This is a genomic window from Kribbella sp. NPDC020701 (assembly GCF_055562215.1).
This window is the reverse complement of record NZ_JBVHFT010000015.1, coordinates 109,602-135,676: the sequence shown is the minus strand read 5'-3', so window position 1 is coordinate 135,676 and position 26,075 is coordinate 109,602. Positions and strand designations below refer to the sequence as shown.

At 68.0% G+C, this 26,075-nt stretch carries 23 protein-coding genes; 15 read left to right on the top strand and 8 right to left on the bottom strand.

The window, feature by feature from the left end; genetic code table 11:
• The first annotated feature begins 15 nt into the window (after positions 1-15).
• Positions 16-1,581 carry a methionine--tRNA ligase gene (gene metG / locus ACZ3HV_RS31540; RefSeq protein ID WP_465689553.1) on the top strand — a complete coding sequence of 522 codons (1,566 nt, stop codon included), beginning with the start codon at positions 16-18 and terminating at the stop codon, positions 1,579-1,581.
• 53 nt (positions 1,582-1,634) lie between these two features.
• Here metG (ACZ3HV_RS31540) and ACZ3HV_RS31535 read toward each other — a convergent pair whose 3' ends face one another.
• Positions 1,635-2,885, bottom strand: coding sequence for a LuxR C-terminal-related transcriptional regulator (locus ACZ3HV_RS31535; RefSeq protein WP_465689551.1), 1,251 nt, complete (start codon positions 2,883-2,885; stop codon positions 1,635-1,637).
• Positions 2,886-3,024: 139 nt separating this feature from the next.
• Between ACZ3HV_RS31535 and ACZ3HV_RS31530 the strand changes: the two genes are divergently transcribed.
• Complete coding sequence (locus tag ACZ3HV_RS31530) at positions 3,025-3,936, top strand: NADP-dependent oxidoreductase (protein ID WP_465689549.1); 912 nt, start codon at positions 3,025-3,027, stop codon at positions 3,934-3,936.
• 111 nt (positions 3,937-4,047) lie between these two features.
• Here ACZ3HV_RS31530 and ACZ3HV_RS31525 read toward each other — a convergent pair whose 3' ends face one another.
• The 5 genes from ACZ3HV_RS31525 to ACZ3HV_RS31505 are packed head-to-tail and all read right to left on the bottom strand — an operon-like array spanning position 4,048 to position 9,280.
• Positions 4,048-4,959: a phytanoyl-CoA dioxygenase family protein gene (locus ACZ3HV_RS31525; protein WP_465689547.1), complete on the bottom strand. Its 912-nt coding sequence runs from the start codon at positions 4,957-4,959 to the stop codon at positions 4,048-4,050.
• Positions 4,956-6,236, bottom strand: coding sequence for an ABC transporter substrate-binding protein (locus tag ACZ3HV_RS31520; RefSeq protein WP_465689545.1), 1,281 nt, complete (start codon positions 6,234-6,236; stop codon positions 4,956-4,958). The genes ACZ3HV_RS31525 and ACZ3HV_RS31520 overlap by 4 nt, the downstream gene beginning before the upstream one ends.
• Positions 6,237-6,250: 14 nt before the next feature.
• Positions 6,251-7,060, bottom strand: coding sequence for a carbohydrate ABC transporter permease (locus tag ACZ3HV_RS31515; protein WP_465689543.1), 810 nt, complete (start codon positions 7,058-7,060; stop codon positions 6,251-6,253).
• Positions 7,057-7,971 (bottom strand): carbohydrate ABC transporter permease, encoded by a 915-nt coding sequence (locus ACZ3HV_RS31510; protein WP_465689541.1) that lies wholly within the window; start codon positions 7,969-7,971, stop codon positions 7,057-7,059. Before ACZ3HV_RS31510 ends, ACZ3HV_RS31515 begins: the two co-directional genes overlap by 4 nt.
• Complete coding sequence (locus ACZ3HV_RS31505; protein WP_465689539.1) at positions 7,964-9,280, bottom strand: glycoside hydrolase family 36 protein; 1,317 nt, start codon at positions 9,278-9,280, stop codon at positions 7,964-7,966. The genes ACZ3HV_RS31510 and ACZ3HV_RS31505 overlap by 8 nt, the downstream gene beginning before the upstream one ends.
• 76 nt (positions 9,281-9,356) lie before the next feature.
• Here ACZ3HV_RS31505 and ACZ3HV_RS31500 point away from each other — a divergent pair, with 76 nt between their 5' ends.
• The gene (locus ACZ3HV_RS31500; RefSeq protein WP_465689537.1) at positions 9,357-10,274 is read left to right on the top strand and encodes a helix-turn-helix domain-containing protein; all 918 of its coding nucleotides are present in this window, start codon (positions 9,357-9,359) and stop codon (positions 10,272-10,274) included.
• Here ACZ3HV_RS31500 and ACZ3HV_RS31495 read toward each other — a convergent pair.
• The gene (locus tag ACZ3HV_RS31495) at positions 10,246-12,408 is read right to left on the bottom strand and encodes a discoidin domain-containing protein (protein WP_465689535.1); all 2,163 of its coding nucleotides are present in this window, start codon (positions 12,406-12,408) and stop codon (positions 10,246-10,248) included. The genes ACZ3HV_RS31500 and ACZ3HV_RS31495 overlap by 29 nt on opposite strands.
• 133 nt (positions 12,409-12,541) lie before the next feature.
• Here ACZ3HV_RS31495 and metG (ACZ3HV_RS31490) point away from each other — a divergent pair, with 133 nt between their 5' ends.
• From metG (ACZ3HV_RS31490) to ACZ3HV_RS31440, 11 genes are all read left to right on the top strand, one after another.
• Positions 12,542-14,296 (top strand): methionine--tRNA ligase, encoded by a 1,755-nt coding sequence (metG, locus tag ACZ3HV_RS31490; protein ID WP_465689533.1) that lies wholly within the window; start codon positions 12,542-12,544, stop codon positions 14,294-14,296.
• A 46-nt stretch (positions 14,297-14,342) separates the two neighbouring features.
• Positions 14,343-14,777, top strand: a complete 435-nt coding sequence (locus ACZ3HV_RS31485; RefSeq protein ID WP_465689531.1) for an SRPBCC domain-containing protein — start codon at positions 14,343-14,345, stop codon at positions 14,775-14,777.
• A 9-nt stretch (positions 14,778-14,786) separates the two neighbouring features.
• Positions 14,787-15,701: a TatD family hydrolase gene (locus ACZ3HV_RS31480; RefSeq protein WP_465689529.1), complete on the top strand. Its 915-nt coding sequence runs from the start codon at positions 14,787-14,789 to the stop codon at positions 15,699-15,701.
• The gene (locus ACZ3HV_RS31475) at positions 15,698-16,618 is read left to right on the top strand and encodes an ornithine cyclodeaminase family protein (protein ID WP_465689527.1); all 921 of its coding nucleotides are present in this window, start codon (positions 15,698-15,700) and stop codon (positions 16,616-16,618) included. The genes ACZ3HV_RS31480 and ACZ3HV_RS31475 overlap by 4 nt, the downstream gene beginning before the upstream one ends.
• A complete protein-coding gene (locus tag ACZ3HV_RS31470) occupies positions 16,605-17,219 on the top strand; it encodes a nitroreductase family protein (RefSeq protein WP_465689525.1) in 615 nt (204 codons plus the stop codon). The genes ACZ3HV_RS31475 and ACZ3HV_RS31470 overlap by 14 nt, the downstream gene beginning before the upstream one ends.
• A gap of 217 nt (positions 17,220-17,436) precedes the next feature.
• Positions 17,437-18,561, top strand: coding sequence for a transglycosylase family protein (locus ACZ3HV_RS31465; RefSeq protein ID WP_465689523.1), 1,125 nt, complete (start codon positions 17,437-17,439; stop codon positions 18,559-18,561).
• 72 nt (positions 18,562-18,633) lie between these two features.
• Positions 18,634-19,455, top strand: a complete 822-nt coding sequence (gene rsmA / locus ACZ3HV_RS31460; RefSeq protein ID WP_465689521.1) for a 16S rRNA (adenine(1518)-N(6)/adenine(1519)-N(6))-dimethyltransferase RsmA — start codon at positions 18,634-18,636, stop codon at positions 19,453-19,455.
• Positions 19,456-19,466: 11 nt separating this feature from the next.
• On the top strand, positions 19,467-20,405 hold the full coding sequence (locus tag ACZ3HV_RS31455) for a 4-(cytidine 5'-diphospho)-2-C-methyl-D-erythritol kinase (RefSeq protein WP_465689519.1): 939 nt from the start codon (positions 19,467-19,469) through the stop codon (positions 20,403-20,405).
• A gap of 36 nt (positions 20,406-20,441) precedes the next feature.
• Entirely contained in the window at positions 20,442-20,699 is a 258-nt protein-coding gene (locus ACZ3HV_RS31450) for a type II toxin-antitoxin system Phd/YefM family antitoxin (RefSeq protein ID WP_465689517.1), read from the top strand.
• Positions 20,692-21,087: a type II toxin-antitoxin system VapC family toxin gene (locus tag ACZ3HV_RS31445; protein ID WP_465689515.1), complete on the top strand. Its 396-nt coding sequence runs from the start codon at positions 20,692-20,694 to the stop codon at positions 21,085-21,087. Before ACZ3HV_RS31450 ends, ACZ3HV_RS31445 begins: the two co-directional genes overlap by 8 nt.
• Positions 21,088-21,300: 213 nt before the next feature.
• The gene (locus ACZ3HV_RS31440) at positions 21,301-23,199 is read left to right on the top strand and encodes a GTP-binding protein (RefSeq protein WP_465689513.1); all 1,899 of its coding nucleotides are present in this window, start codon (positions 21,301-21,303) and stop codon (positions 23,197-23,199) included.
• Between the two features lie 5 nt (positions 23,200-23,204).
• Here the strand turns inward: ACZ3HV_RS31440 and ACZ3HV_RS31435 are convergent, their stop codons facing one another.
• Positions 23,205-24,053 carry a fructosamine kinase family protein gene (locus ACZ3HV_RS31435; RefSeq protein WP_465689511.1) on the bottom strand — a complete coding sequence of 283 codons (849 nt, stop codon included), beginning with the start codon at positions 24,051-24,053 and terminating at the stop codon, positions 23,205-23,207.
• Positions 24,054-24,102: 49 nt separating this feature from the next.
• Here ACZ3HV_RS31435 and ACZ3HV_RS31430 point away from each other — a divergent pair, with 49 nt between their 5' ends.
• Complete coding sequence (locus ACZ3HV_RS31430) at positions 24,103-25,923, top strand: ABC-F family ATP-binding cassette domain-containing protein (protein ID WP_465689509.1); 1,821 nt, start codon at positions 24,103-24,105, stop codon at positions 25,921-25,923.
• Positions 25,924-26,075 lie beyond the last annotated feature (152 nt).

Genomic DNA, 26,075 nt, shown 5'->3' with positions numbered 1-26,075 from the left:
CATTACCCTTTACGCATGTTCGAGAAGGCCTATTACGTCACCACCCCGATCTACTACGTCACGGCTCCGCCGCACATCGGCAGCGCCTACACGACGGTGGCCGGGGACGTCCTGACCCGTTGGCACGCCCAGCGGGGCGAGCGCAAGTGGTACCTGACCGGTACCGACGAGCACGGCGAGAAGGTGATGCGCAGCGCGGAGGCGCAGGGCATGTCTCCGCAGGCCTGGACGGACAAGCTGGTCGAGGAGTCCTGGAAGCCGGCCTGGGTCGACGTCGACATCGCGTACGACGACTTCATCCGGACCACCGAGCAGCGGCACACCGAGCGGGTCCGCGAGTTCTGGCAGACGCTGTACGACAAGGGCGACGTCTACAAGGGCGAGTACGAGGGCCTGTACTGCGTCGGCTGCGAGGAGTTCAAGCTCCCCGCGGACATCCGCACCGACGAGGACGGCACGCAGCGGTGCATGATCCACGGCACCGAGCTGGAGACGGTCTCGGAGACGAACTACTTCTTCCGGCTCTCGGCGTACGCCGACAAGCTGCTGGAGCTGTACGAATCGCAGCCCGACTTCGTCGCCCCGGCCAGCGCCCGCAACGAGGTGATCGCGTTCGTCAAGCAGGGTCTGCAGGACCTGTCGATCACCCGGTCGACCTTCGACTGGGGCATCCCGGTCCCGTGGGACGAGGACCACGTCCTCTACGTCTGGATCGACGCGCTGCTCAACTACGTGACGGCCGCGGGCTACGGCACCGACCCGGAGCGGTTCGAGGAGCTGTGGCCGGTCGACGTGCACCTGGTCGGCAAGGACATCCTTCGGTTCCACGCGGTGATCTGGCCGGCGATGCTGATGGCCGCGGAGGTCGCCGTACCGAAGCAGGTCTTCGCGCACGGCTGGCTGCTGGTCGGCGGCGAGAAGATGAGCAAGTCGAAGCTGACCGCGATCCCGCCGCACGAGATCACCGACCACTTCGGCTCGGACGCGTTCCGGTACTACTTCCTGCGCACGATCCAGTTCGGGTCGGACGGCTCGTTCTCCTGGGAGCACCTGAGCGCGGTCTACACCTCCGAGCTCGCCAACGGCCTGGGCAACCTGGCCAGCCGGATCGCGGCGATGGTCAACAAGTACTTCGACGGTGCGCTGCCGGAGCCGATCGACCACGGACCGGCCGAGCAGGCGCTCGCCGACAAGCTCGCCCAGACGGTGGCAACCGCGGACAAGGCGATCGACACGCTCGCCTTCCAGGACGCGCTCGCCGCGATCAACGACCTGGTCGGCGCGATCAACGGCTACGTCACCGAGCAGGAGCCCTGGAAGGTCGCCAAGGACGAATCCCAGCGGGACCGCCTGGCCACCATCCTCTACAGCTCCGCGGAGGCGTTGCGGGCGGTCGCCGTACTCCACAACCCGACCATGCCCAAAACCGCCGCCAAGCTGTGGGGCCTGCTCGGCGCCGAAGCGAAGCTGGGTGCGCTGGCCGACCAGCGCATCCAGGACACCGGCACCTGGGGCCAACTCCCCGCAGGCTCAGTCCTGACCAAGGGCGAAGCCCTCTTCCCCCGGCTGGAAGAGTCCTGAGATTGGTATCACCGGTGAAAGTATCGCCGGTGATACTGACCGCTCAGGGACTGTCAGACCGCTGTTGCGTGGTAGAGGGCGGCTGCCTGGGTTCTCGTGGTGACGTCTAGTTTGGTGAGGATGTTGGCTACGTGGAACTTCACGGTGGATTCGCTGATGTGCAGGTCGTCGGCGATGGAGCGGTTGCGCTGACCTTGGGCGATGCGTTCGAGGACCTCGAGTTCGCGGGTGCCCAGGGCGGTCAGTGGGGCCGAGGTGATCGGCTGGGGTGTCTCGTGGGCGTGCAGGGTGATCCTGGCGGTCAGGCCCCAGCCGGGGACGGCGTCCAGGTCCAGGTCGTCGTCGTGCAGGCGGAGGCGTTCGGCCAGTTGGCCCAGGTCCAGGACGTCCTCGAGCCGGCCGGGGCCGTCGTCGCGGACGGTGGCGTGGAGGTCCGCATCGGTCCACCGCCAGCCCACGCGGATCCGCCGTACGCGGTCCTGGGTGAGCATCGCGAGGACCACGGACCGGACGGCGACCCGGGCCCGGTGCGCGACGCCGCCGGGGATCAGCCGATCGTTGCCGGGGGCATCCAGCTCGAGTTCCACCGGACCGTGCCGGAGCAGGGCGCGCAGCGAGTCGGCGAGCCGCTCGAAAGCCTTGCCGGCCGGCTCCTCGCCGCTGCACACCCGGTCCCGCTGGGTGTCGGTCCGGAGCTCGGCGAGCCCGTTCAAGGCCAGTTCCACCGCCATCGATCGGGCCGAGGCGTCGTCGATCCGCTGGTTGCGCAGTACGCCGAGGAGCGTGGCGAGCGTCGCCGCATGGGCTTCACCGAGTTCGGCGGCGAGGTCGGCGCGCGCCTCGGCCACCGCCCGGTTCTGCGCCAGTGCACCAGGTTCCCGTTCGAGCGTGAGCCGGTACATGTGCGCCGTGACCAGGTCCCACAACGCCTGGAGTGTCGTGGCCGCGTCCGACGGCGTCTCGTCGTACCGGATGAAGACGACCACAGATCCGCGCGGCGCCCGGTCGCTCGCGACCGCCAGCACCGGGTGCTTCGAGCCGGCGATCGGTACGACGCCTTGCCACGCGTGACCGGCGGTGACGGTGCCGAGCAGCCCGGCCAGGTCGGCGCCCGTGATGGCCTTCGCCAGAGCCGGCTCGCCGTACGCCGTGACCGGGGTGGAGGCGCACTGGGACGCGAGCTGGGCGACCGCGCGGTGCGGGATCAGCTCGGCCGTGGCCGCTGAGAGTCGTTCGAGGAGCTCCGCGGTCGGCCCGTCGATGATCTGCGCCGCAGCGGCCAGCACCTCGTCTGCCGTCTCCATGCCTTCAGCGTACGTCGGTTGATGCGTCCACCCGAGCCAGCCTTTCGGACGGTGGACAACCATCCGTTCGGCCAGTCGGGACTGCCCGTGCACCCGGCAGCATTTGATTAAAGCGACAACCAATCGACGGAGGCAGCGCATGCAAGCGGTGGTATTCACCGAGTTCGGCGGTCCCGAGGTGCTGCGGACCGAGGAAGTGGCCGGGCCGCACGCCGGTCCCGGGCAGGTGCGGGTCCGCGTCCGCGCGGCCGGGGTGAACCCGATCGACTTCAAGATCCGCCGCGGCTGGACCAAGGGGTTCATCGACGTGACGTTCCCGGCCACGCCGGGGATGGAGGTCGCCGGCGTGGTCGACGAGGCCGGCGAGGGTGTGGAGTTCGCGATCGGTGACGAGGTGGTCGGCTGGTCCGCAACCGGCTCGTACGCCGAACACGCGATCGTCGGCAACGTCGCCCGCAAGCCCGCCGGACTGAGCTGGGAGCAGGCCGTCGGACTGCCGGTCGCTGGTGAGACGGCTCAGCGAGTGCTCGATCAGCTGGGTGTGAAAGGCGGCGAGACCGTCCTGATCCACGGTGCCGCGGGTGCGGTCGGCTCGATCGCGGTGCAACTCGCCAAGGCCGCCGGAGCGACGGTTGTCGGTACGGCGTCGCCCGCGAACCACGAGTTCCTCCGGTCCATCGGCGCGGTTCCGGTCGAGTACGGCGACGGCCTGGTCGACCGGGTCCGCGAGGTCGCGCCGCAGGGCGTCGACGCGGTCTTCGACACCGCCGGCCAGGGCGGGCTGAAGGAGTCGATCGAGCTCCGCGGCGGCACCGACCGGATCGTCACGATCGCCGACTTCGGCGCCGCCGAGCTCGGTGTGGCCGCCTCCATGGGCAGCACCGCCGGCCCGGAGGCGATCGCCTCCGCCCTGACCAACCAGCTCCAGGCCGCTGCCGACGGCACCCTGGAGGTCCGCGTCGCCGAAACCTTCGCCCTGGCCGACGCCGCCAAGGCCCAGGAACTCAGCGAATCCGGCCACGCAAAGGGCAAGGTCGTCGTACTCCTCTAGTCGCCCGGACCTCCGGCACTCACCAACCTCGGCTGATCACGTCCCGCCAGGCGTGCGTAGGCGCGTCCGCGGCCGGCAACGACAGGTTGGTGAGTGCCGGCGGTCCGCGATCTAGACAGAGGCGAACCGCGAGGGCGGCGTCGGTACGTCGTCCACTCGCGGGTCCCAGCGGTCGACGAAGTTCACCCCGGCTGGGATCTCGATGCAGTTGGTCGAGGTCCAGCCGCGGGTGAGGGTCGGGAAGTCGGGAACGTCGGGGTGGTAGTGCGGCTTGCCGGTGCCGAGCGCGTCGCGGGCCATCGGCGCGCTGACGGCCTGGTAGCGGAAGTCCGCCGACAACCGCAGCTGCTTGGTGCGGTTCGGCATCGCGCCGTGCACGGTGAGGCTCCCGAACAGCAGCACGTCGCCGGGCTGGTACGACGTCGTCCGCCATTCCGGATGGTTCTCGTCCGCCTCGGCCCGCATCATCCCCGGCCCGTCGGACGCCTTGACCGGCAGTACGCCGAGCCGCGGTGAGCCGGCGAACACCCGCAGGCCACCGATCTCCGGCGGCGCCGCACTGAGCGGCAGCCAGGTGGTCAGCGTGTCGATGCACCCCTGGATGAACCGGTAGTCCTGATGGATCGGAGTCGGGTTGGCCCCCGGCGACGGCGGCGCGATCCGGCAGATGTGCGCCGGGTGGGCGAACGCCTCCTCACCCAGCAGCCGACTTGTCAGGCTGAGCAGCTCGGGCCGCACGGCCAGTTGGTGGAACGCCTCCGTGCTCTGAATCGCGGTGTAAGCCCCGAAGAACCCAGCCGATCCCTCCTCGACAGCCCGCTCCGACGCAATCAACTCCGCGGCCTCGCTACCAGGCGCAAGCCAGTTGCTGTCATACAGAATCCGCGCAAGCCGCTCCCGCACTTCGCCAACCACGTCAGCCGGCAACAGCCCCCGGAAGAACAGGTACCCGTCCCCAGCCAGCCGCGACCGCAGCACAGCCACATCGCCAAGCACCCCGGACGAGTCAGTCAGCTCTTTCATTTGTCATTCCCGATTTTGTCCATGGTGGTGGCGATCGACGCGACGTCGACCTTGTTCAGGTACAGGTCGTTCACGGCCTTGTTGATCTCGGGGGACTTCGCGGTCCAGCCTTCGGCGATCGGCAGGTTCACGGTGCTGCCGGCGGCCGAGTCGAGGAACGGCTGGACGTCGATATCCTTCTTCTTCCAGAACGCCTCGTACCCGGCACCGGCGTCGTTCAGCGCCGGGATGATGTAGCCCGCGTCGCCCATCAGCCGCTGCGCCTTCTCCGAACCGAGGAACGCGACCAGCTTGCCGGCCTCGTCCGGGTGCTTGGTCTTGGCGAACATCGTCTCGGCGAGCCCGTTGATCACCACCGTGCGCCCGGCCGGTCCGGCCGGCATCGCCGCCACTCCGATCGGGAACTTCACCTCCGGCAGCGCGAACGGCAGCAGCGCGTTGTTCGCCGGGAACATCGCGACCTCGCCGCGGTAGAACATCTCGGTCGCCTGCCCGGTCGGTGGGTTCGTCCGGGTGCCGTCCGGCGACACCTTCCACTTGAAGACCAGGTCGCGCGCGAACTGCAGGCCCTCGACCGCCTTCTGGTCGGCGAAGTCGAAGGTGCCGTACGGCTTGTCCATCGCGTGGCCGCCGTTCGAGGCGATCCAGTTCAGCCACTGGGTCTGGCTGTGGTTCCAGGAGCAGAAGCCCCACTGCTTGCCACCGACGGTCAGTTTGCGGGCCACCTCGAGGAAGCTGCCCGAGCCGTCCGGTGCCCAGGTCAGCTCGGCCGGCATCGTGACCCCGGCCTTCGCGAACAGGTTCTTGTTGTACAGCAGCCCGACGATGCCCATGTCCTTCGGCATCCCCAGTTGCTTGTCCTCGAACTTGTACGACTGCACGACGTTCGGGTGGTACGAGTCGAGTTTCAGGCCCGCCTTCGAGATCAGGTCGTCGAGTGGCGCGAGGACGCCCTTGCTCGCGAAGTCCGGGAAGTAGTCGACGGTCAGCCAGAACACGTCCGGCGCCTTGCCGCTCGCCAACTCGGTGGTCAGCTTGGTCCAGTACTGGTCCCAGGGCAGCACCTCCATCCGGACGGTGATGTCCGGGTTCTCGGCGGTGAACGCGGCGAACACGGCCTTGTAGCCGACCTCCTGCTGCTCGTCCCACAGCCGGTACACCAGTTCGACCTTGCCTCCGCCACTCGAGGCGTTGTCGTTCGACGAGCCGCAGCCGGCCAGCGCGAGCACACTGCCGGCACCGATCAGGAACGTCCGCCGGGAAAGGTTTCGAGACATCAGATCCTCCGAAGTTACTTGAGCCCGGTGACCGCGACCGAGCGGACGATGAAGCGCTGGAAGACGATGAAGAGCACCAGCAGCGGCACCAGCGCGACCAGGCTGCCGGCCATCACGGCGTTGTAGTCGACGCCGATCTCGCTCTTGAACAAGGCGATGCCGACCGAGAGCAGCCGTTTGTCCTCGCTGCTGGTGATGATCAGCGGCCAGAGGAAGCTGTTCCAGTTGGCGACCACGGCCAGCGTGGTGACGGTGACGAGGATCGGTTTCGACAGCGGCAGCACGATTGAGAGCAGCGTGCGGAACCGGCCGGCCCCGTCGATCCGGGCCGCGTCCTCGAGGTCGGACGGGATGCTGCGGAAGAACTGCCGGAGCAGGAAGATCGCGTACGGCGTTCCGAGCATCGTCGGCAGCATCAGCCCGGCCCAGGTGTCGACCAGCCCGAGCTTCTGCATCATCAGGTAGAGCGGGATCATCGTGACCACCGGCGGCACCATCAGCGTGGACAGGTAGACCCAGAACAAGGCGTCCCGGCCGGGGAACGACAACCGTGCGAACGCGTACGCCGCCAGGATCGCGAACACCACCTGCCCGGCGGTGATCCCGGCCGTGACGAGCACTGTGTTCATCAGATAACCGCCGAACCCGGACGCGAACAGCCGGTCGAACGCGGCCACGCTCGGCGGTAGCCCCGGCTCCCACGGCAGCGTCTCCGACAGTTGCCCTGGGCCCTTGAACGCGGTGAGCACGGACAGGAAGTACGGGAAGATCGCGAACACGCAGCCGGCCACCAGGACGGCGTACGTGAAGAGGCGCAGTTTCATGCGGACACCTCGTAGGTCGTACGGCGCTCGAAGTACACGAACTGGGAGATCGTGGCGATCAGCACCACCGCGAACAGCAGCACCGAGATCGTCGAGGCGTAGCCGAAGTCGAACTTGCGGAACGCCTCGTCGTAGATCAGGTACGTCGCCACCTCGGTGCTGTCACCGGGTCCGCCCTCGGTCATCACGAAGATCGTGTCGAAGGCCTGGAACGAGCCGATCACGTTGGTGATCAGCACGAACAGCATCGTCGGCCGCAGCAGCGGGAGCGTGATCGCGAAGAAGTGCTTGACCGGGGACGCGCCGTCGAGGGACGAGGCCTCCCGCAACGACTGGGGGATGTTCTGCAGGCCGGCCAGGAAGAACAGCATGTTGTAGCCGGCGAACTGCCAGATGTGCACCGCGGCGACGCTCGGCATCGCCAGCAGCGACGACGAGAGCCAGGCCGGACCGTCGATCCCGAAGAGCCCGAGGAACTGGTTGAGGGCGCCGCGGGCCGGGTCGAAGATCCAGGTCCAGACCAGGCCGAGGGCGACCGGCGTGGCCATCCACGGGATCACCAGTAAGGCCCGGAAGTACTTCATCCAGCGGAGCTTGCGGTCGACCAGCAACGCCAGCAGCAGCGACAGGATCGTCGTCCCCGGCACGCAGATCAGGACGTAGTACAAGGTCACCAGAAGCGAGTGCCAGACGTCGCCGTCGCCGACCAGCTTGCGGTAGTTGGCCAGGCCAACGAACTCCGGTGTCGACAGCAACTTCCAGTCGAACAGGCTGACCACGATCACGATCAGCACCGGAGCGAGCAGGAAGCCGAGGACGCCGACCAGGCTCGGCGCCAACAGCGTGTACGCCGCCAGCGTCTGCCGGTGTGCGCCGGGTCGACGGGTACGCCGGGGCGCCGGCCTAAGCATCGGGATCCTTGAGCGGATGCGGCCGCGGCGAGCTCGGGGTGAGCAGCTCCCGAGTGCGGTCCAGGCCCCAGCGGTCCAGCTCGGCGATCGGGTCGCTGGACATCCGCAACCCGGGTCCGGTCTCGATGTGGTCGGCCCACAGTTCGCGGGCCTGGACGTCGGGCCGCACGATCAGGCAGTCGGAGTCGTTCGCCCACCACCGGCCATGCAAGAACTCCCGCGCCACCGAGGTCGACCGCGCGCCCCGCTGACCCGGCTGACTGATGTCACCGGATGGTGGCTCGACCAGCGGATCGGTGTCGGGGGAGATGCGCATGCAGTCGACCAGCCCGAGACTCGGCAGGATCGGGGCGCCGCAGCCGTGCAGGATCCGGTTCGGCCCGACGGCGTCACGCAGCAGCCGCATCCCGTGCCGGTACGCCGCGATGCCGTCGAGCTGCTCGTGTCGCGGCCCGTCGATCGCGCCGGCGTACACGAAGTCCAGCTTGAAGTGGTCGTAGCCCTGCCGGCACAGCTCGGTGAACACGTCCTGCAGGTGTCGCGCGGCGCCTGGGTGCGTGACGTCCAGGACCAGTTGCTCCTGGCCCCAGTTGGCGCCCGCGGTGATTCCCGGGACGAGCCACTCGGGGTGCCGGCGAGCGGTCTCGCTCTTGCTGCCGACCAGGAACGGTGCCACCCAGATCCCGGCCCGCCGGCCGCTCGAACGGATGTCGGAGGCCAGTCGTACGGTCGATCCGAAGTCTGAGCGTGGCGTCAGCCAATCGCCGATCTCCGCCTGGTACCCCTCGTCGAGCAGAACCAGGTCAACGCTCAGGTCGTGCTGGTCGAACTGCCGGACGTCGGTCATTACGTCCCGCTCGGTGACCTTGCCCCAGTACGCGTACCAACTACACCACGACGGCCCGAACACCCGCACCTCCGGCGCACCGGCCGCGAAGGTGTCGGCCCAGTCGGCGAGAGCCTGGTTCGGGTTGGCCTGGGTGCTCGTGGTCACCGCGATGTCGCCGTCGGCCGTGATGACCAGCCGGTCGTCACGGAGTTCGCACCGGATCGACGGGACCGCGTCGGGGGTGGTCGCGCCGAACACGGTGACCTCGCCGCCGGTCGCAACCGCGAGCAGTCCCTCGCCCTGGAACCGGCCGGCCGTCATGCCCGGGCGGTAGGCCATCACGTGGTGGTTCGGGGCGGTCGGCCGGGGCGGACTCGCACCCAGCCGGTACCAGCCACTCGGGCTCCACGACTGCCAACCGTGCTCGAAGACCAGGGTGCTGTCGTCGTACCCGAGCTCGGTGACGGTGCTGAAGCCCACGGGACCCTCGATTCGCTGAGTGTGCAGAATCTTGCTGCTGTGGAGGTAATCTTGGGCCGTCTGCGAAGGGGAGACCATGACGGAGCCTGCTGACTCTGAGCACGATCTTGCTACCCAGATCCTGATCGAGCTCTACAGCGAGATCCCGCCGCCGAGCAAGCTGGTCACCGGGCACTTCCACAGCGGCGGCGACTATCGGGTCGTCCGCCCGGCTGGCGTGGGCAGCTGGTACCTGCTCTACACCGCCGCCGGCACCGGTCAGTTCCAGATCGGCGGGGACAAGCTGACCCTCGGCCATGGCGATCTCGTCCTGGTCAGCCCTGGCACCGAGCACGACTACGGCACCGTCGGGACGTACTGGGAGTCCTGGTGGGCGCACTTCCAGCCGCGACGCGAGTGGCACGCGTGGTTGTCGTTGCCGCAGGCAATGCCCGGCCTGTCGTACGTACGACTGGCGAGATCGTCGGAGACGGACCGGGTGGTGTCGGCGTTCGGCCGGTTGCACCGCGACGCGCAACGGGCCGGGCTCTCGCCGACCGGTGACACCGAGCTCCACCTGCTGGAGAAGAGCGTTGCGGTCGAGCTGACCATGAACGGGATCGAGGAGGTGCTGCTGACCGCCCTCGCCAGCCTCCGGCGGAACACGCAGCACCTCGACGCCCGGGTTCAGCTGGTCCTCGACGCGATCACCGCCGATCCCGCGCGGCCGCACACCTTGTCGTCACTCGCCGGGCTGGCGCAGATCTCGGTGTCCCGGCTCGCCCACCTGTTCAAGGAGCAGGTGGGCGACTCGATCATGAACGTGGTCGTGGCGCTGCGGCTGCAGCGGGCGACCGAGCTGCTCGGGGCGACGGATATGTCGGTCGCGCAGATCGCCCGCGCGGTCGGGTTCGAGTCGCCGCACTACTTCAGCCGGCAGTTCGGCCGCCGGTTCGGGATGTCCCCGAGCAGCCATCGCAGCGCGGTCAGGAACCCGGAGCTAGAGCTATATTGAGCTCGGTCGCCGCCGCGTAGTCCGCGCCGCCGGCCAGACCGACGAGTCGCACGTAGCGTGCCGTCGTACCCGCTGGGAGGCGTGCGATCTTGGCGTCGACGGTCCCGTCCCAGGTGCCTGTGGCGGCCGAGGTGAAGGTGACACCGTCGCTGCTGACCTGGACGTCGTACGACGAGATCCGGCCGTTCGGGACCGCGGCGTCCTGGCGTGGGGTGTAGACGAGTGCCTCGATCGCTCGCGGCGTCTTGAGATCGAGCGTGATGTACTGCGGCAGCGGTGCGTGCGGGCTCCAGTTCGAGTGCCACATGGTCGAGCAGTTCCCGTCGATGGCTGCCGTAGCGGTGTACGCGGATGAGCCCTGGCTGGTGGCGGTGGCCGTCATCTCCTTCTGTGGCAGGAGATTCAGCGGACCGAACGGCCCGTCGACGGGCGGCGGCGTACCCGGGATCGCGGTCACCCGGCCGAGCGCGGGAGCCTTGAGCGACGGATGCGTCCGCAGGTAGTTCAGGAACACCTCTTGGCCCATCTTCGGCGCCCGGGTGAGCTTGCTGTAGTCCTGGAAGGCCGGATAGCCGTACTGCGCTCCGTGCAACGGCATCGCCGCACTAGTAGCGACGTTGTACGTCTGGTCGAGCTGCAGCGGCCTGCCGTTGATCAGCACCTGCGCAGGATCGACGCGATCGCCCACAGCCTTGCCGAGGTCGTAGCTGTAGTGGACGTTGGCCGAGGTTGCGAGCGAGGACAGCCGTTGACAGCCGTACGCCGGTGGGATCCATTGCTGCTCGAGCGCCGCCTCGATCGCCGAACCCTTCATCGCCAGGGTAGTGATCGGTGAGATCCCGACGACCGGCCAGGCCTCGCCGTACGTCACGGTGCCTGCCTGCAGGCCGGCGGCGATCACGTCGACGCCCAGGTCGGCCGGGACCAGCGCGAAGTCGGCCGCCGCCTGCGACCGGTAGAGGTCCGCGACCAGGTTGCCGGTGCGGCTCTCGGTGGTCGTCGCGAAGTCGAGGTCGCGGTCGAGCTTCGCGAGCGGCTCCGCCTGCCGGGCTGTCCACTTGTCCATCCAGTACTTGACGATCTTCTGGATCTTCGGGTCGGGCGTCAGATCCTTCGTGACCGCGTGGTTGGTCGCCGTGGTCGCGGGCCGGATCACGTCACCCGTCTTCGGATCGAGGGACAGGTTCACCTCGCCGAGTACGCGGCCGTGGTTGCTTGCCTCCAGCACCGGACGCGGTACGCCGTTCGGGTCCGGGATCATGCAGTTCAACGCGGTGTGCCAGTGGCCGCCGAGGATCACGTCGATATCGGGTGACATCGCTCGAGCGGCGTCGAAGATCGGTCCGGCCGGGTTCTTGCACTCGTCGTACAGACCGCCCTGCTGACCGCCCTCATGCATGCTGACCACGATCGCGTTCACACCCTGGGCCTTCAGCTCGGCCGCCGCCCGGTTCGCCGCGTCGACGACGCCCTGGAACTCGAACCCGGACCCGTCGATCGACAGCGTCTCGGTTGGCGTCCCCGGGAACCCGAGCCCGATGAAGCCGATCCGTTGCGACCCCGCCCAGGCGATCCAGTACGGCGGCAGCACCGGCCGCTTCGTCCGTGGGTCGACGATGTTGGCCGCGTGGTAGGCGTAGTCGGTGCCGTGGAAGTTCCGGCCGGTCGAGTCCTTGAAGCAGCTGTCGAAGCCCGGCTTGCCGTAGCAGGCGCCGGTCTGCATCCGGCGCAGGAAGGGGAACTCCCGGTCGAACTCGTGGTTGCCGGCCACGTCGAAGTCCATGCCGAACGCGTTCAGCACCTCGATCGTCGGCTCGTTCGCGAAGGCCTGCGTGTAGTCCGGCCAGCCGCTGAACTGGTCGCCCGCTCCGATCAGGAAGCTGTTCGGCTTCCCGGCGCGTAGCTGGTCCAGGTGTGCCTTCAGATAAGCCGCGCCGCCGACCTGCAACGTCCCCGATGGGCCCGCGATCGTCAGGTTCTCGGTCTCGGACAGGTAGCCGTGCAAGTCGGTCAGGCTCAGCACCTGCACCGGAATCGGCGCCGCGGCCGTGGCCGTTGCGGTAGGCAGCGCGGCACTCCCCACCACCACCCCCAACACTGCTAGAGAGGCGCTGATCATGGACTTTCTGCTCATCGGCTGCTCCTGTCGGTGGGCGGAACCGACACGCAACCTAGTTCGCACCGCCGCGGCCGGGACATCGCTCCATCTGCTGACTTCATACACAATCCAGCTGCGCAACGGCAGTCAGCCTTCTACAGTCGGCCGCATGACTTCCATCCTCGCTGCCGTGGCCTGGCCGTATGCGAACGGTCCCAGGCATATCGGTCACGTGTCCGGCTTCGGCGTACCGTCCGATGTGTTCAGCCGGTACCTGCGGATGGCCGGTCACGACGTACTGATGGTGTCGGGGACGGACGAGCACGGTACGCCGATCCTGGTGCAGGCGGAGCGGGAAGGTGTATCACCGCGGGAGTTGGCGGATCGGTACAACCGGGTGATCGTGGAGGACCTGCAGGGCCTGGGGCTGAGCTACGACCTGTTCACCCGGACCACGACCCGCAACCACTACGCCGTCGCCCAGGAGCTCTTCAAAACCCTTCATCGCAACGGATATCTGGTCAGCCGAACCACCGAGGGCGCGATCTCGCCGTCCACCGGCCGCACGCTGCCCGACCGCTACATCGAGGGCACCTGCCCGATCTGCGGGTACGGCGAGGCGCGCGGGGACCAGTGCGACAACTGCGGTAACCAGCTGGACGCGATCGACCTGATCAGCCCGCACAGCCGGATCAACGGCGAGACGCCGGTGTTCGTGGAGTCGGAGCAGTTCTTCCTGGACCTCCCGGCGCTGGCCGATCAGCTGGGCGCCTGGCTGCAGACCCGCACCGGGTGGCGGCCGAACGTGCTGAAGTTCGCGCTCAACCTGCTCGACGACGTCCGGCCGCGGGCGATGACGCGGGACATCGACTGGGGGATCCCGGTCCCTCTGCCGGGGTGGGAGGACAATCCGAACAAGCGGCTGTACGTATGGTTCGACGCGGTCATCGGCTACCTGTCGGCCAGCGTCGAGTGGGCCCGGCGTACCGGTGACCCGGACGCGTGGCGGAAGTGGTGGACCGACCCGGACGCGCAGTCCTACTACTTCATGGGCAAGGACAACATCACCTTCCACGCCCAGATCTGGCCGGCCGAGCTCCTCGCCTACAACGCGTCGCCCGGGCAGTACGGCGTACTCAATCTGCCGACCGAGGTGGTGAGCAGCGAGTTCCTCACCATGGCGGGCCGGAAGCTCTCGTCGTCCCGGTCGGTGGTGATCTACGTCCGGGACGTGCTGGAGCGGTACGGCCCGGACGCGCTGCGGTACTTCATCTCGGTCGCCGGCCCGGAGACCCAGGACACCGCGTTCACGTGGCCGGAGTTCGTCCGCCGGAACAACGACGAACTGGTCGGGACCTGGGGCAACCTGGTCAACCGGACCGCGTCGATGATCGCCAAGAGCTACGGCGCGATCCCGGCCGCCGCGAACCTGACCACGGCCGACCAAGAGTTGCTGGCCACCAGCCGGAAGGCGTTCGATGCCGTCGGCGATCATCTCCGGCATCAGCGGCTGAAGCTCGGCCTCGGTACGGCGATGCACAACGCGGCCGAGGCGAACCAGTACCTCTCCCAGCAGGCACCGTGGAAGGAGCCGGACCCGGAGCGGAAGGCGACGATCCTGCACGTCGCCGCCCAGGTGGTGGCCGACAGCAACCGGCTGCTCGCCCCGTTCCTGCCGCACTCGGCCCAGCGCGTCCACGAGGCCCTCGGCGGCACCGGCACGTTGCTGCCCCAACCGGAGATCGTCGAAGCCGCCGACCTCGACGGCGGTCCGTCGTACCCGATCATCACCGGCGACTACACGACCCAACCACGCTGGGCGTCCGAGCCCGTCGTACCAGGCACGCCGGTACGTCCGCCCACACCGATCTTCACCAAGCTGGCCCCGGAGGTAGTCGACGAGGAACTGGCGCGGCTCGAGTGACGCTTTTCTACAAGACCATGAGAAGCTGCGGTCGTACGGTCGGGGTATGACTGGTTATTTGGCGACAGCAGAGACCGATATCCAGGCATCGCCCGTGCAGGTGTGGGAGGTGCTGACCGATCCGGAGAAGCTGAAGGAGCTCTGGTTCGGGGCCGAGGTGTCGACGGACTGGAAGCAGGGGAGTTCGATCACCTGGAGTGGTGAGTGGGAGGGGAAGCCGTACGAGGACAAGGGCGAGATCCTCGAGGTCGACCCCGGACGGCTGTTGAAGCTGACGCACTGGAGTCCGCTCACCGGGCAGCCCGACGTACCGGAGAACTACCACACGCTCACCTACACCCTGGACGGCGACGGTCCGGCGACGCACCTGAAGCTCACGCAGGACAACAACGGCAGCGAGGAAGAGGCCGAGCACTCCCAGGGCATGTGGGAGATGCTCGTCGCCAAGGTCAAGGAAGCCGCTGAAACACCCGGTCAGTAACCTGACCGTATGGCGAGAGATGGTGTAGAGGTCGACCGGCCGACCCGGGAGCGGGCTGCGATCGGGGAGGACGGCAGGTCCCGGGACCGGCGGCGGCCGGCGCTGCCCGACCCGCTGCCGATGAGCGTGGTCGACGCGCACTGCCATCTCGACATCGCCGACGGCGAGGACGGCGCGTGGCTGAGCCCGGCCGACGCGATCAAGCTGGCCTCGTCGGTCGGCGTCACCCGGATCGTCCAGGTCGGCTGCGACCTGCCCGGCGCGGTGTGGGCGGTCGAGGCCGCCGAGCAGTACCCGAACCTGATCGCCGGCGTCGCGCTGCACCCGAACGAGGCGCCCAAGCTGAAGGCCGCGGGTGAGCTGGACAGCGCGCTGGCCGAGATCGAGCGGCTGGCGCAGAGCACGGACAAGGTCCGGGTGATCGGCGAGACCGGGCTGGACTACTTCCGTACCGGCGAGGACGGCCGGGCTGCGCAGCACGAGTCGTTCGCCGCTCACATCGAGCTGGCCAAGCGCCTGGACAAGACGCTGATGATCCACGACCGGGACGCGCACGACGACATCCTGCGGATCCTGGATCGCGAGGGAGTGCCGGACCGCCTCGTCATGCACTGCTTCTCCGGTGACACCGAGTTCGCCCGCGAGTGCGTCAACCGGGGTGCGTTCCTCAGCTTCGCCGGGGTGGTGACGTTCAAGAACGCCCTGTCCTTGCGAGACGCGCTGGCCGTGACCCCGCTCGACCGGGTGCTGGTCGAGACGGATGCGCCGTACCTGACCCCGTCCCCGCATCGCGGTCAGCCGAACGCGTCGTACCTGATCCCGCACACGGTCCGGAAGATGGCCGGCGTACTGAACATCTCGGTCGCCGAGCTGTGTGATGCCCTCAACAACAATGCGAACCGGGTCTTCGGCGGATCCTGGTGAAGGTCCTGACCGATGCCGACATCCGGGATCGGTTGACGGCCGCCGACGCAGTCCAGTGGACACGGGAGGCGATCCTCGCCGCGCACACCGGACGGTTGCACACGCCGCCGCGGGTGCACGCGGAGCTGGGTGACGGGAACCTCGTCTTCACCACCGGCGCGTTGACCGGGGAGTGGTACGGGTACCGCTCGTACGACACCTTCCCCACCGATCCGGGCGGTCAGCTGGTCGTCGTCCACGACTGGCACACCGGCGCCGTCCGCGGTGTTGCTGTCGGAAACGAGCTCGGTCCGCGCCGGGTCGGTGCGATCGGCGCGGTCGCGGTCGACGCATTGGCTCGCGCGGACGCCACGACGCTCGGGCTGGTCGGTACGGGCACCCAGGCGTGGACCCAGTTGTGGGCGATCGCCACGGTCCGCGCGCTGGAGTCCATCGCCGTCTTCAGCCGAGATCCGGTACGCCGGGATGCCTTTGCTGCAAGGGTTTCCGAGGAGTTGGGACTGCCTACGATCGGCGTCGGATCGGCCCGGGAGGCGGTCGAGGGGCGAGATCTCGTCGTACTCGCGACGAACAGCCCGGTGCCCGTGATCGAGGCCGACTGGGTCGCGGCGGGGGCCTTTGTGACCACGCTCGGGCCGAAGCTGATCGGGCGGGCAGAGTTCGGGCCGGGCCTGATCGCCCGGGCGGATGTCGCGGTGACGGACTCGATCGAACAGACCCGCGCGTACGACCCACCGTTCGTGCTCGTCGGCACCCCGCAACACGACCGCCTGATCAGCCTGGGCGCCGTCCTCGCCGGCGACGCCCCCGGGCGGACGTCTCCGCAACAGATCACCGCGTTCTGCTCCGTGGGCCTGGCCGGCACCGAGGCCTACCTGCTGGCGCGGCTGGTAGACAGTGGGCATGGAGTTCAGTGAAGTAGTCCGGCGGCGGCGGATGGTGCGGAACTACGACCCGGACCGGCCGGTGCCCGAGGAGATCCGGGAACGGATCCTGGAGAACGGGCTGCGGGCGCCGTCGGGCGGGTTCACGCAGGGGTGGGCGTTCCTGACGCTGGAGGGTGACGATCGGGAGCGGTACTGGCGGATCGCGGCCGAGAACGCGGACGAGAAGTACGTGGGATGGCTCACAGGACTCCGCCGCGCGCCGCTGCTGATCCTGGCCTTCGCGCACAAGGACGCCTACCTCGATCGGTACGCCGCCGCGGACAAGGGCTGGACCGACCGCGACGAGTCCCGCTGGACCGCGCCGTACTGGTACGTCGACACCGGGATGGCGGCCCTGCTGATGCTCCAGACGGTGGTCGACGAAGGCCTGGGTGCGTGCTTTTTCGGGCCTCCGGCGGACAAGGTGGAGCGGTTGCTGAAGGAGTTCGGCGTCCCCGCCGGTTTCGACCTGATCGGGCTGTTGTCGGTCGGCTACCGCGCTCCGGACAAGCGGTCGCCGTCGCTCAAACGAGGCAGGCGCAGTACGGCGGAAGTCGTGCACCGGGGCCAGTGGGGTCATCACCTGGCGTAATTGGCCCACTACACCTTTTTGCGACTCGCCGACGAGGGGATTGGCGCTTTCGGGACATTCTCGTTACTGTCTCGTGATGTTGGCCGGGATCGGGGAAGATCCCGGACAGCACGCCCCTCGGCGTGGACCGTGGTTTCTGAGCCGCCAGCTCAGCGTTCGCGGCCTTCGCCAGTGCTGTCCGAACCCCGTGCCCGGGTAGCCCTACCTGGGAGCGTTAGTGCGTAAGTCCATCATCGTGGCCGTCGGTGCGACGGCTGCGTTTGCCGTCGCGGGCGGCTCCGTGGCCTATGCAGCCAAGAGCAAGACAGTCAGTCTCTCCGTCGACGGCCAGGTGCAGAAGGTGCACACCTTCGGCTCCACCGTGGCGGACGCCCTGAAGGCCGAGAAAGTTCAGGTCGGCGAGCACGACGTCGTCGCCCCGTCGCCGGACACGAAGCTGAAGGACGGCCAGGAGATCGCGGTGCAGTACGGCCGCCAGCTGACCGTCAACGCCGACGGCATCAAGAAGGCTTACTGGACCACGGCCGACAGCGTGAACGAGGCGCTCGCCGATCTGGGTCTGCGCTACGACTCCAGCGCCGTCTTCTCCACCAGCCGTAGCGCGCCGCTCGGCCGCCAGGGCCTGGAGCTCGTCGTGCAGACGCCGAAGACCGTGCAGATCGTGCGCCAGGGCAAGATCGCGACGATCAAGTCCATGGCCCCGACCGTCGGTGCGGCCCTGACCGAGGCGAAGATCGTCTGGGACGCCGACGACCGGATCACCCCCACGGCGGCCACCGTGCTCAAGCCGGGCGTGAACCGGATCGGGTACGTGAAGGTCGACGTCAAGAAGGTCACCAAGAGCGAGGCGATCGCTCACGGCACCGACGAGACCAAGTCGGCCACGCTGGAAGTGGGCACCAAGAAGACGACGACCAAGGGCACCGACGGCGCGAAGTCGGTGACCTACGTGCTCACCTACCTCGACGGCAAGCTGGCGACCACCAAGGTGCTGACCTCGAAGCTGGTCACCGCGCCGGTCGACGAGCAGGTCCTGGTCGGCACCAAGCCGAAGCCGGAGGCGCCGACGCAGGACACCAGCACCCCGCCGGCAACCGGCGACACGAGTGCCTGGGACCGGATCGCCGAGTGCGAGTCGGGCGGCAACTGGTCGATCAACTCCGGTAACGGGTACTACGGCGGCCTGCAGTTCGACCACGGCACCTGGGCCGCCTACGGCGGTACGGCGTACGCCACCAACGCGAACGGCGCGTCCAAGGCGCAGCAGATCGCGATCGCGGAGAAGGTCAAGGCCGACCGCGGTGGCTACGGCGCCTGGCCGGTCTGTGGCCAGCGCGCATAGTGACAGACTGACGGGGTGACCCCGTCTGATTCATCCACTTCCGCCGGACCGAGACTTCTCGGTCCGGCGGAAGTGCGTTCACTGGCCGCCGCGCTCGGGGTCCGCCCGACCAAGCAGCGCGGCCAGAACTTCGTCATCGACCCCAACACGGTCCGCCGGATCGTCCGTGCCGCCGAGCTGGACGACGGTGAGACGGTCCTCGAGGTCGGCCCCGGCCTCGGCTCGCTGACGCTGGCGTTGCTCGCCGACGGACACCCGGTCACCGCGGTCGAGATCGACGCGGTGCTCGCGACGGCGCTGCCCTCGACGATCGCGACGTACGCGCCCAACCAGGCGGGGATGCTGACCGTGGTCGAGGCCGACGCGATGACGGTCGGAGGCGACGAGATCGGGTCGCCGACGGCCTGTGTCGCCAATCTGCCCTACAACGTCGCCGTACCGGTCCTGCTGCACCTGCTGCGGATCTCGCCGTCGCTGCGGCACGGGCTGGTGATGGTGCAGTCCGAGGTGGCCGACCGGCTCGCCGCAGGCCCCGGTTCCCGGACGTACGGCGTACCGTCCGCGAAGGCCGCCTGGTATGCCGAGGTCCGCCGCGCCGGACCGATCGGACGGAATGTGTTCTGGCCGGCGCCGAACGTGGACTCCGGACTGGTCGCGTTCGAGCGGCGCGAACCACCTGAGACCGCAGCGACCCGCGAAGAGGTGTTCGCGGTGATCGAGGCGGCCTTCTCGCAGCGGCGCAAGACCGTTCGGTCCGCGCTGGCCCGCTGGATTCCGGATCGGCAGCGGCTCGACGAGGTGTTCCGGGCCACCGGCATCGACCCGCAGTTGCGCGGCGAGATGCTGTCGATCACCGACTTCGCGGCGCTCGCTGGTGCGGGTAGAGCTTCCTGAGGCACTAGCCTGTGCCCGTGCCACCTTCCTCTGAGGTCACGGTGCGGTCGCCGGCCAAGATCAATCTCGGTCTGTCGGTCGGTCCGCCGCGTCCGGACGGGTATCACCCGGTCGCCACGGTCTACCAGGCCGTTGCCCTGTACGACGATGTCACCGCGGTGCTCCGTGACGACGACAACACGATCTCGGTCGAGATGGTCGGTGATTTCGCGAACGACGTACCGGCCGAGGAGACGAACCTCGCGGTGCGGGCGGCGCGGCTGCTGCAGGCGGAGTACGACGTCGACGACGGCGTCGAGCTGACCATCCGGAAGACGATCCCGGTCGCGGGTGGGATGGCGGGCGGTTCGACCGATGCGGCAGCGACCTTGGTGGCGTGCAACCGGTTGTGGGGGCTGCAGCTGTCCCAGACCGAGTTGCGGCACCATGCGGCCGAGCTGGGCAGCGACGTACCGTTCTGCCTGGTCGGTCACACCGCGCTCGGTCAGGGGCGGGGCGAGCAGGTCACCGAGGTGATGTCGCGCGGGACCTTCCACTGGGTCTTCGCGATCGCCGACGGTGGGCTGTCCACGCCGGCCGTGTATCGCGAACTGGACCGGTTGCGACCGATCCGCCGGGTCGAGCAGCCGCAGGTCCGCCCGGAGCTCCTGTCCGCGCTGCTCTCCGGCCAGCCCGGTGCCCTCGCGGTTGCCCTCAGCAACGACCTCCAGGCGGCCGCGCTGTCGCTGCGCCCCGAACTGGCCGAGACCCTCCAGTTCGGTCTCGACCAGGGCGCCCTCGCCGCCCAGATCTCCGGCTCCGGCCCGACCTGCCTGTTCCTCGCCGCCGACAGCCGCAGCGCCGTCGACCTGGCCGTCGAACTCGCCGAATCCGGCCTCTGCCGCATGGTCCGCCAAGCCGAAGCGCCAGTCCCCGGCGCCCGAATCCTCCCCGCCATCGTCACCCGGTAATGAGGTACTCTTAGTCCAGTGGACTAAGGAGGGCTGATGGGCGAACCAGCTGCTCAGTACAACATTCATGAGGCAAAGACACAGCTGTCCCGGATCGTCGAGCGTGTAGAGCATGGTGAGGAAGTCATCATCAGCCGCGCAGGTCGTCCGGTTGCGAAGGTCGTTCCGCTAGCTACTACTCGTCGGCGGACGGGGTGGGGCTCGCTGGCTGGGCAGATCAGCTGGGCCGACGACTGGGACTCACCTGAGACCAACGAAGAGATCGCGGACGACTTCGGCATGCCGCGTGACTGATGTACCGGGGGCTTCGCGTCTGCTGCTGGACACCCATGTGCTGCTTTGGTGGCTGCGGGGCTCGTCTGATCTGTCAGACGATGTCAAGGAACGGATCAACACCGAGCTCGAGGTGTACGTCAGCTCGGTGTCTGTCTGGGAGCTTTCGATCAAGAAGGTGTCCGGGAAGCTGGAGCTGCCGGATAACCTCGTCGAGTGGATCGAGCGTGGCGGCCTTAGTGAGTTACCTGTCAGTCTGAGACATGCTGACGTGGCGGGTCGGTTGCCGATGATCCATCGGGATCCGTTCGATCGGATGCTGATCGCGCAGGCGCTGGTCGAGAGGCTGACGCTGGTGACCACGGACGGCCTGATCCATCAGTACGACGTACCGACGATCAAGGCCTGATTTCCTCAACCTGCAAGGGATTCCGGCCGATCGGGAATGCGAGCGTTTGAATTCGCCGGGTAATTCGGTCGCGGTTGGGGCGGGCTGCTGTTACGGTCCGGGCAGGTAGTCCATCGAACGAGTGGTAGGAGACCGGGATGCGCCGCGGAGTGATCGACCTCATCGGTACTGATCGCTTCGACGTATTCGCGAGGACTCTTGAACTCTCTGACGATGGGCATTGTGGCGCATGTCGACGCCGGTAAGACCAGCCTGACCGAGCGGCTGCTGTACGCGGCCGGTGTGATCGACCGGGTCGGCCGGGTCGATGACGGGAGCACCCAGACCGACTCGATGGACCTCGAGCGCAAGCGGGGCATCACGATCCGCTCGGCCGTGGTGTCGTTCGAGCTGGGTGACCTGACCGTCAACCTGATCGACACCCCGGGACACTCCGACTTCATCGCCGAAGTCGAGCGCGCGCTGTCCGTGCTGGACGGCGCCGTGCTGGTGATCTCCGCGGTCGAGGGCGTCCAGGTGCAGACCCGCTTGCTGATGCGCACGCTGACCCGGCTGCGCATCCCGACCTGTCTGTTCGTGAACAAGATCGACCGGGTCGGTGCGCGCTACGACGAGCTGCTCGCGGACATCGCGCGGTTGCTGACTCCCGCCGCCGTACCAATGGGGTCGGTCGAGGATCTCGGCCAGCGGTCGGCGCGGTTCCTGCCGTTTCCCCTGCAGAACAAGGCACTCGGCGAATTGCTTGCCGAGCGCAACGACGAGATTCTGGCCGGCTACCTGGATGACAGCCTGTCGGCGGACGACTACGCCGCCGAGCTGCGGCGCCAGGTGGCGGCCGCTCGGGTCCACCCGGTGTACTTCGGCTCCGCGATGACCGGGGACGGAGTCGACGAGCTGATCGCGGGGATCCAGTCGTGGTTGCCGCGGGCATCCGACTCGCCTTCAAGTGCTTTGCGGGCAAGGGTGTTCAAGGTCGAGCGAGCGTCGGCCGGGCAGAAGGTCGCGTCCGCCCGGATCTTCGCCGGCTCGCTCTCGGCCCGCGCGTACGTCGACGTGCACCCGGCGGAAGGTCCGTCGTACCAGGCACGACCGACCGCGGTGGAGTTGTTCGAGCGCGGGGCGCGGCGGACGGTCGAGCGCGCCGAGGCGGGCCAGATCGTGGCGTTGCGAGGGCTGAAGGACATCCGGATCGGCGATCAGCTCGGCGTCCCCGCGCGGGGTGTCGGCCGGCTGTTCTCGCCGCCGACACTCGAGACCGTCGTGAGTGCTCGTGATCGCGTCAAGCTGTTCCAGGCGCTGACCCAGCTCGCCGAGCAGGATCCGCTGATCCGGGTCCGGAAGGCCGACGACATCACCGTCAGCCTGTACGGCGAGGTGCAGAAGGAGGTGATCGCGTCTCTGCTCGAAACGGAGTACGGACTGCAAGTCGCCTTCAGTGAGACCACGCCGATCCATATCGAACGGCTGGACGGGGCCGGAGCGGCGTACCGGGAGATCGGTGCCCCCGACAACCTCTGGGCGGCGGGCGTCGGTTTCCGTGTGTCACCGCTGGCAGAGGGCATTGCGTACAACCTGGAGGTCGAGCTGGGCGGCCTGCCTCGCGCTTTCCATACCGCGATCGAGGAGACGGTCCGCCAGACCCTGCACCAGGGCCTGTACGGCTGGGAGATCCCGAACTGCCGGATCGACCTCACCCACACCGCCTACAGCAGCCCGGTCACGGTCGCGTCGGACTTCCGCCGTCTCGTCCCGCTCGTCCTGATGCAGGCCATCGAGGCCGCCGGCACCACAGTGCTTGAGCCCGTCAACCACTTCGAACTCGACATCCCGCCCGACTCCGTCGCCCGCGTCCTGTCCTTGCTGGCCGAATCCCGGGCTGTGGTGGAGCAGACCACGATCCACTCCACACACGCCCGCTTGGAAGGCGCCATCCCGGCTGCCACGATCCACCCGTTCGAGACCCACCTCCCCGGGCAGACCCACGGCGAAGGCATCCTGACGCCCACGGAAACCACCTACCAGCCCGTCCCCGGGACCCCGCCCACCCGCACCCGAACCGACGGCAATCCGCTCAACCAGAAGCAGTACCTGCTCCACCTCAACCAGGCGTGAACCCGTCAGGCGAAGTGCGCGAGGGTGGCGTGGATCTTCTCCACCGCGGTGGCGGAGTCGGTGAAGTGGGCAGTGACGCAGAGGTGTTCGCGGAGGTGGAGGAGCGGCAGTCGGTCCCGCCAGCCCGGGGCCAAGGGGCGGACCTCCTGGTAGGCGTCGTACAAGGTGTCCGGGATGTTGCCGCAGCCGTGCAGCATCGAGAGCTCGGCTTCGGCCCAGCCGTAGTAGACGGCCGGATCGATCAACGCGGGGTGACCCTCGGGAGTAGGGAGGAGATTGCCGTGCCAAAGGTCGCCGTGCAGGAGGGATGGCGGCTGGCTGGGGACGAGGTCAGGGAGGCGGTTGGCTACTCGTTCGAGGCGGTGGCGATCGTCAACCGACAAGGCGTTGTAGCAGTTGGGAACCTCGAGATAGCGGAGCAGGCGGTGCTCGGCGAAGAAGGCGTGGCCGTCGGTGCTCCACGGGTTCCGCTGGGGGAGCACGCCGAGGTAGTTGTCGTGGTGGTAGCCGAATTTGTCAGCGGTCTCCTGGTGCTGGCGGGCCAGTGCGCGGCCGGCGTCTTCCCAGTAGGCGGGCGACGGGGACGACGTACCGAAGTCGGCGAGGACGATGAAGGTCGGCGTGACGCGGAGCACTTCGGGTACGGCGAATGCGCCGGGCGACCGCAGTGCGTCCAGGCCGTCGGCCTCCCGGGCGTAGAGGTCGGGTGGCAGGTCGGTCTGCGTCTTCACGATCACCGACCGGCCGAGCGACGTACGGACGCGGTAGGTCTTGCTGGCGTAGCCACCTTCCACGGAATCGGCCGAGATGGCCGCACCCAGGGCGAGCCCGTCGAGCCAGGCAGGAGTCAGCACGTGGACGATCCTGGCATGCGTGCTCCGGTCGGCTACCCTGGGGCGCGTTATGGCGGCACCTAACTTGGTCAATCTGGAAGCCGTTTCCAAAGGCTTCGGTACTCGGACACTCCTCGACTCAGTCAGCCTCGGCATCGGCCGGGGTGAGCGCGTCGGCGTGGTCGGGCGAAACGGCGACGGCAAGTCGACGCTTCTCCGGCTCCTCGCCCGGCGGGAGGAGGCGGACAGCGGTCGAATCACCCACAACCGGGACCTGCGGCTCGGGTACCTCGGGCAGAGCGACGATCTCGATCCGGAGCAGACCGTGCTGCACGCGGTCCTCGGAGATGTCGAGACGTACACGTGGGCCGCGGACCCGCGCGCGCGGTCGGTGATGGAGCACTTGCTGGGCGGAGTGGATCACCAAGCGCTGGTCGGCACCCTGAGCGGTGGTGAGCGCCGGCGCGCATCCCTGGCCAGGCTGCTGCTGACCGAGGTCGACCTGCTGATCCTCGACGAGCCCACCAACCACCTCGACATCGAAGCGGTCAACTGGCTCGCCGACCACGTGGTCGACCGGGCCGGTGCGCTCATCGTCGTGACCCACGACCGCTGGTTCCTGGACGCGGTGTGCAACGAGACGTGGGAGGTGCAGGACGGCCGGGTCACGTCGTACGACGGTGGTTACGCGGCCTATGTCCTCGCGAAGGCGGAGCGGGCCCGGAGTGCGCAGGTCACCGAGACCAAGCGGCAGAACCTCCTGAAGAAGGAGCTCGCCTGGCTGCGTCGCGGCGCACCGGCCCGCAGCACCAAGCCGAAGTTCCGGATCGAGGCCGCCAACGCGCTGATCGAGGACGAGCCGGCGCCGCGCGACAAGCTCGCCCTGTCCCAGCTGGCGACCGCCCGCCTCGGCAAGGACGTGTTCGATGTCGAGGACATGAGCCTCAGCTTCGGCGACCGGGTGATGTTCGACCATGTCACGTTCCGGCTCGGTCCGGCGGACCGGATCGGGCTGCTCGGTCCGAACGGTGCCGGCAAGACCACGTTCCTGAAGGTCATGACCGGCCAGCTCGCACCTGACCGCGGCGTGGTCAAGCAGGGCAAGACCGTCCGGATCGCCAACCTGTCGCAGACCCTCGAGGAGATCGACACCTCGGCGACGGTCCTGGAGCACATCACCGCGATTCGTCGTACGGCGGCCCTCGCCGGGCGGGGCGGCGAGCTCACGTCATCGCAACTGCTCGAGCGGTTCGGGTTCACCGGCGACAAGCTGACCACTCGGATCTCGGATCTGTCCGGTGGCGAACGGCGCCGCCTGCAGTTGCTGCGGATCCTGCTGGACGAGCCGAACGTCTTGATCCTCGACGAGCCCACCAACGATCTCGACGTCGAAACGCTGACCGTCCTGGAGGATTTCCTGGACAGCTGGCCCGGCGTTGTCGTCACCGTTACGCACGACCGTTACTTCCTCGAACGGGTCAGTGACATGGTGTATACGATCATGGGCGACGGGCGGGTCCGGCATCTGCCGCGGGGTGTCGATCAGTATCTCGAGGAACTCGTCACCGGAATTCCGCGGCGTACGGCGTCGAATGCGTTGACACCCCAACCGGCCGTGTCCAATGATTTGGCGCCGGCCGAGAATTCCACGGTTGATGATCGTCCGGTGGTTGACGCGGCAGCGGCCCGGGCTGCGAAGAAAGAACTCAACCGGATCGAACGCCAGCTCTCCCGGCTCACCGAGGCGGAGGCGAAGCTGCACGACCAGCTGGCCCTCAGCGCCAGCGACTACGAGCGGCTGGCCGAGCTGGACGCCGAACTGCGCAAGCTCGCCGACGAACGCGGCGAACTCGAAACCGCCTGGTTCGAAGCCGCCGAACGCGCCGAGTGATTCGCAGCGTCCCCAGAAACAAACAACTGAGTCGGGGGGGGGGGGGGGGGGGGGGGGGGGTTTTTTTCGTTGGCGACCCAGCACCCCTTATGGGGGGTACATGCCAACCAGCTTTGTTGGCTCTTCACAAACCAAAACCAACCCACCCACCA

Bases quoted from the DNA above. Each gene is read 5' to 3' on its own strand.
- metG (WP_465689553.1), top strand. From the start codon at position 16: ATGTTCGAGAAGGCCTATTACGTCACCACCCCGATCTACTACGTCACG.
- ACZ3HV_RS31470 (WP_465689525.1), top strand. From the start codon at position 16,605: ATGGAGTTCAGTGAAGTAGTCCGGCGGCGGCGGATGGTGCGGAACTAC.
- ACZ3HV_RS31520 (WP_465689545.1), bottom strand. From the start codon at position 6,236: ATGTCTCGAAACCTTTCCCGGCGGACGTTCCTGATCGGTGCCGGCAGT.
- ACZ3HV_RS31485 (WP_465689531.1), top strand. From the start codon at position 14,343: ATGACTGGTTATTTGGCGACAGCAGAGACCGATATCCAGGCATCGCCC.
- ACZ3HV_RS31430 (WP_465689509.1), top strand. From the start codon at position 24,103: ATGGCGGCACCTAACTTGGTCAATCTGGAAGCCGTTTCCAAAGGCTTC.
- metG (WP_465689533.1), top strand. From the start codon at position 12,542: ATGACTTCCATCCTCGCTGCCGTGGCCTGGCCGTATGCGAACGGTCCC.
- ACZ3HV_RS31515 (WP_465689543.1), bottom strand. From the start codon at position 7,060: ATGAAACTGCGCCTCTTCACGTACGCCGTCCTGGTGGCCGGCTGCGTG.
- ACZ3HV_RS31500 (WP_465689537.1), top strand. From the start codon at position 9,357: ATGACGGAGCCTGCTGACTCTGAGCACGATCTTGCTACCCAGATCCTG.
- ACZ3HV_RS31440 (WP_465689513.1), top strand. From the start codon at position 21,301: ATGGGCATTGTGGCGCATGTCGACGCCGGTAAGACCAGCCTGACCGAG.
- ACZ3HV_RS31495 (WP_465689535.1), bottom strand. From the start codon at position 12,408: ATGAGCAGAAAGTCCATGATCAGCGCCTCTCTAGCAGTGTTGGGGGTG.
- ACZ3HV_RS31450 (WP_465689517.1), top strand. From the start codon at position 20,442: ATGGGCGAACCAGCTGCTCAGTACAACATTCATGAGGCAAAGACACAG.
- ACZ3HV_RS31525 (WP_465689547.1), bottom strand. From the start codon at position 4,959: ATGAAAGAGCTGACTGACTCGTCCGGGGTGCTTGGCGATGTGGCTGTG.
- ACZ3HV_RS31480 (WP_465689529.1), top strand. From the start codon at position 14,787: ATGGCGAGAGATGGTGTAGAGGTCGACCGGCCGACCCGGGAGCGGGCT.
- ACZ3HV_RS31535 (WP_465689551.1), bottom strand. From the start codon at position 2,885: ATGGAGACGGCAGACGAGGTGCTGGCCGCTGCGGCGCAGATCATCGAC.
- ACZ3HV_RS31510 (WP_465689541.1), bottom strand. From the start codon at position 7,971: ATGCTTAGGCCGGCGCCCCGGCGTACCCGTCGACCCGGCGCACACCGG.
- ACZ3HV_RS31530 (WP_465689549.1), top strand. From the start codon at position 3,025: ATGCAAGCGGTGGTATTCACCGAGTTCGGCGGTCCCGAGGTGCTGCGG.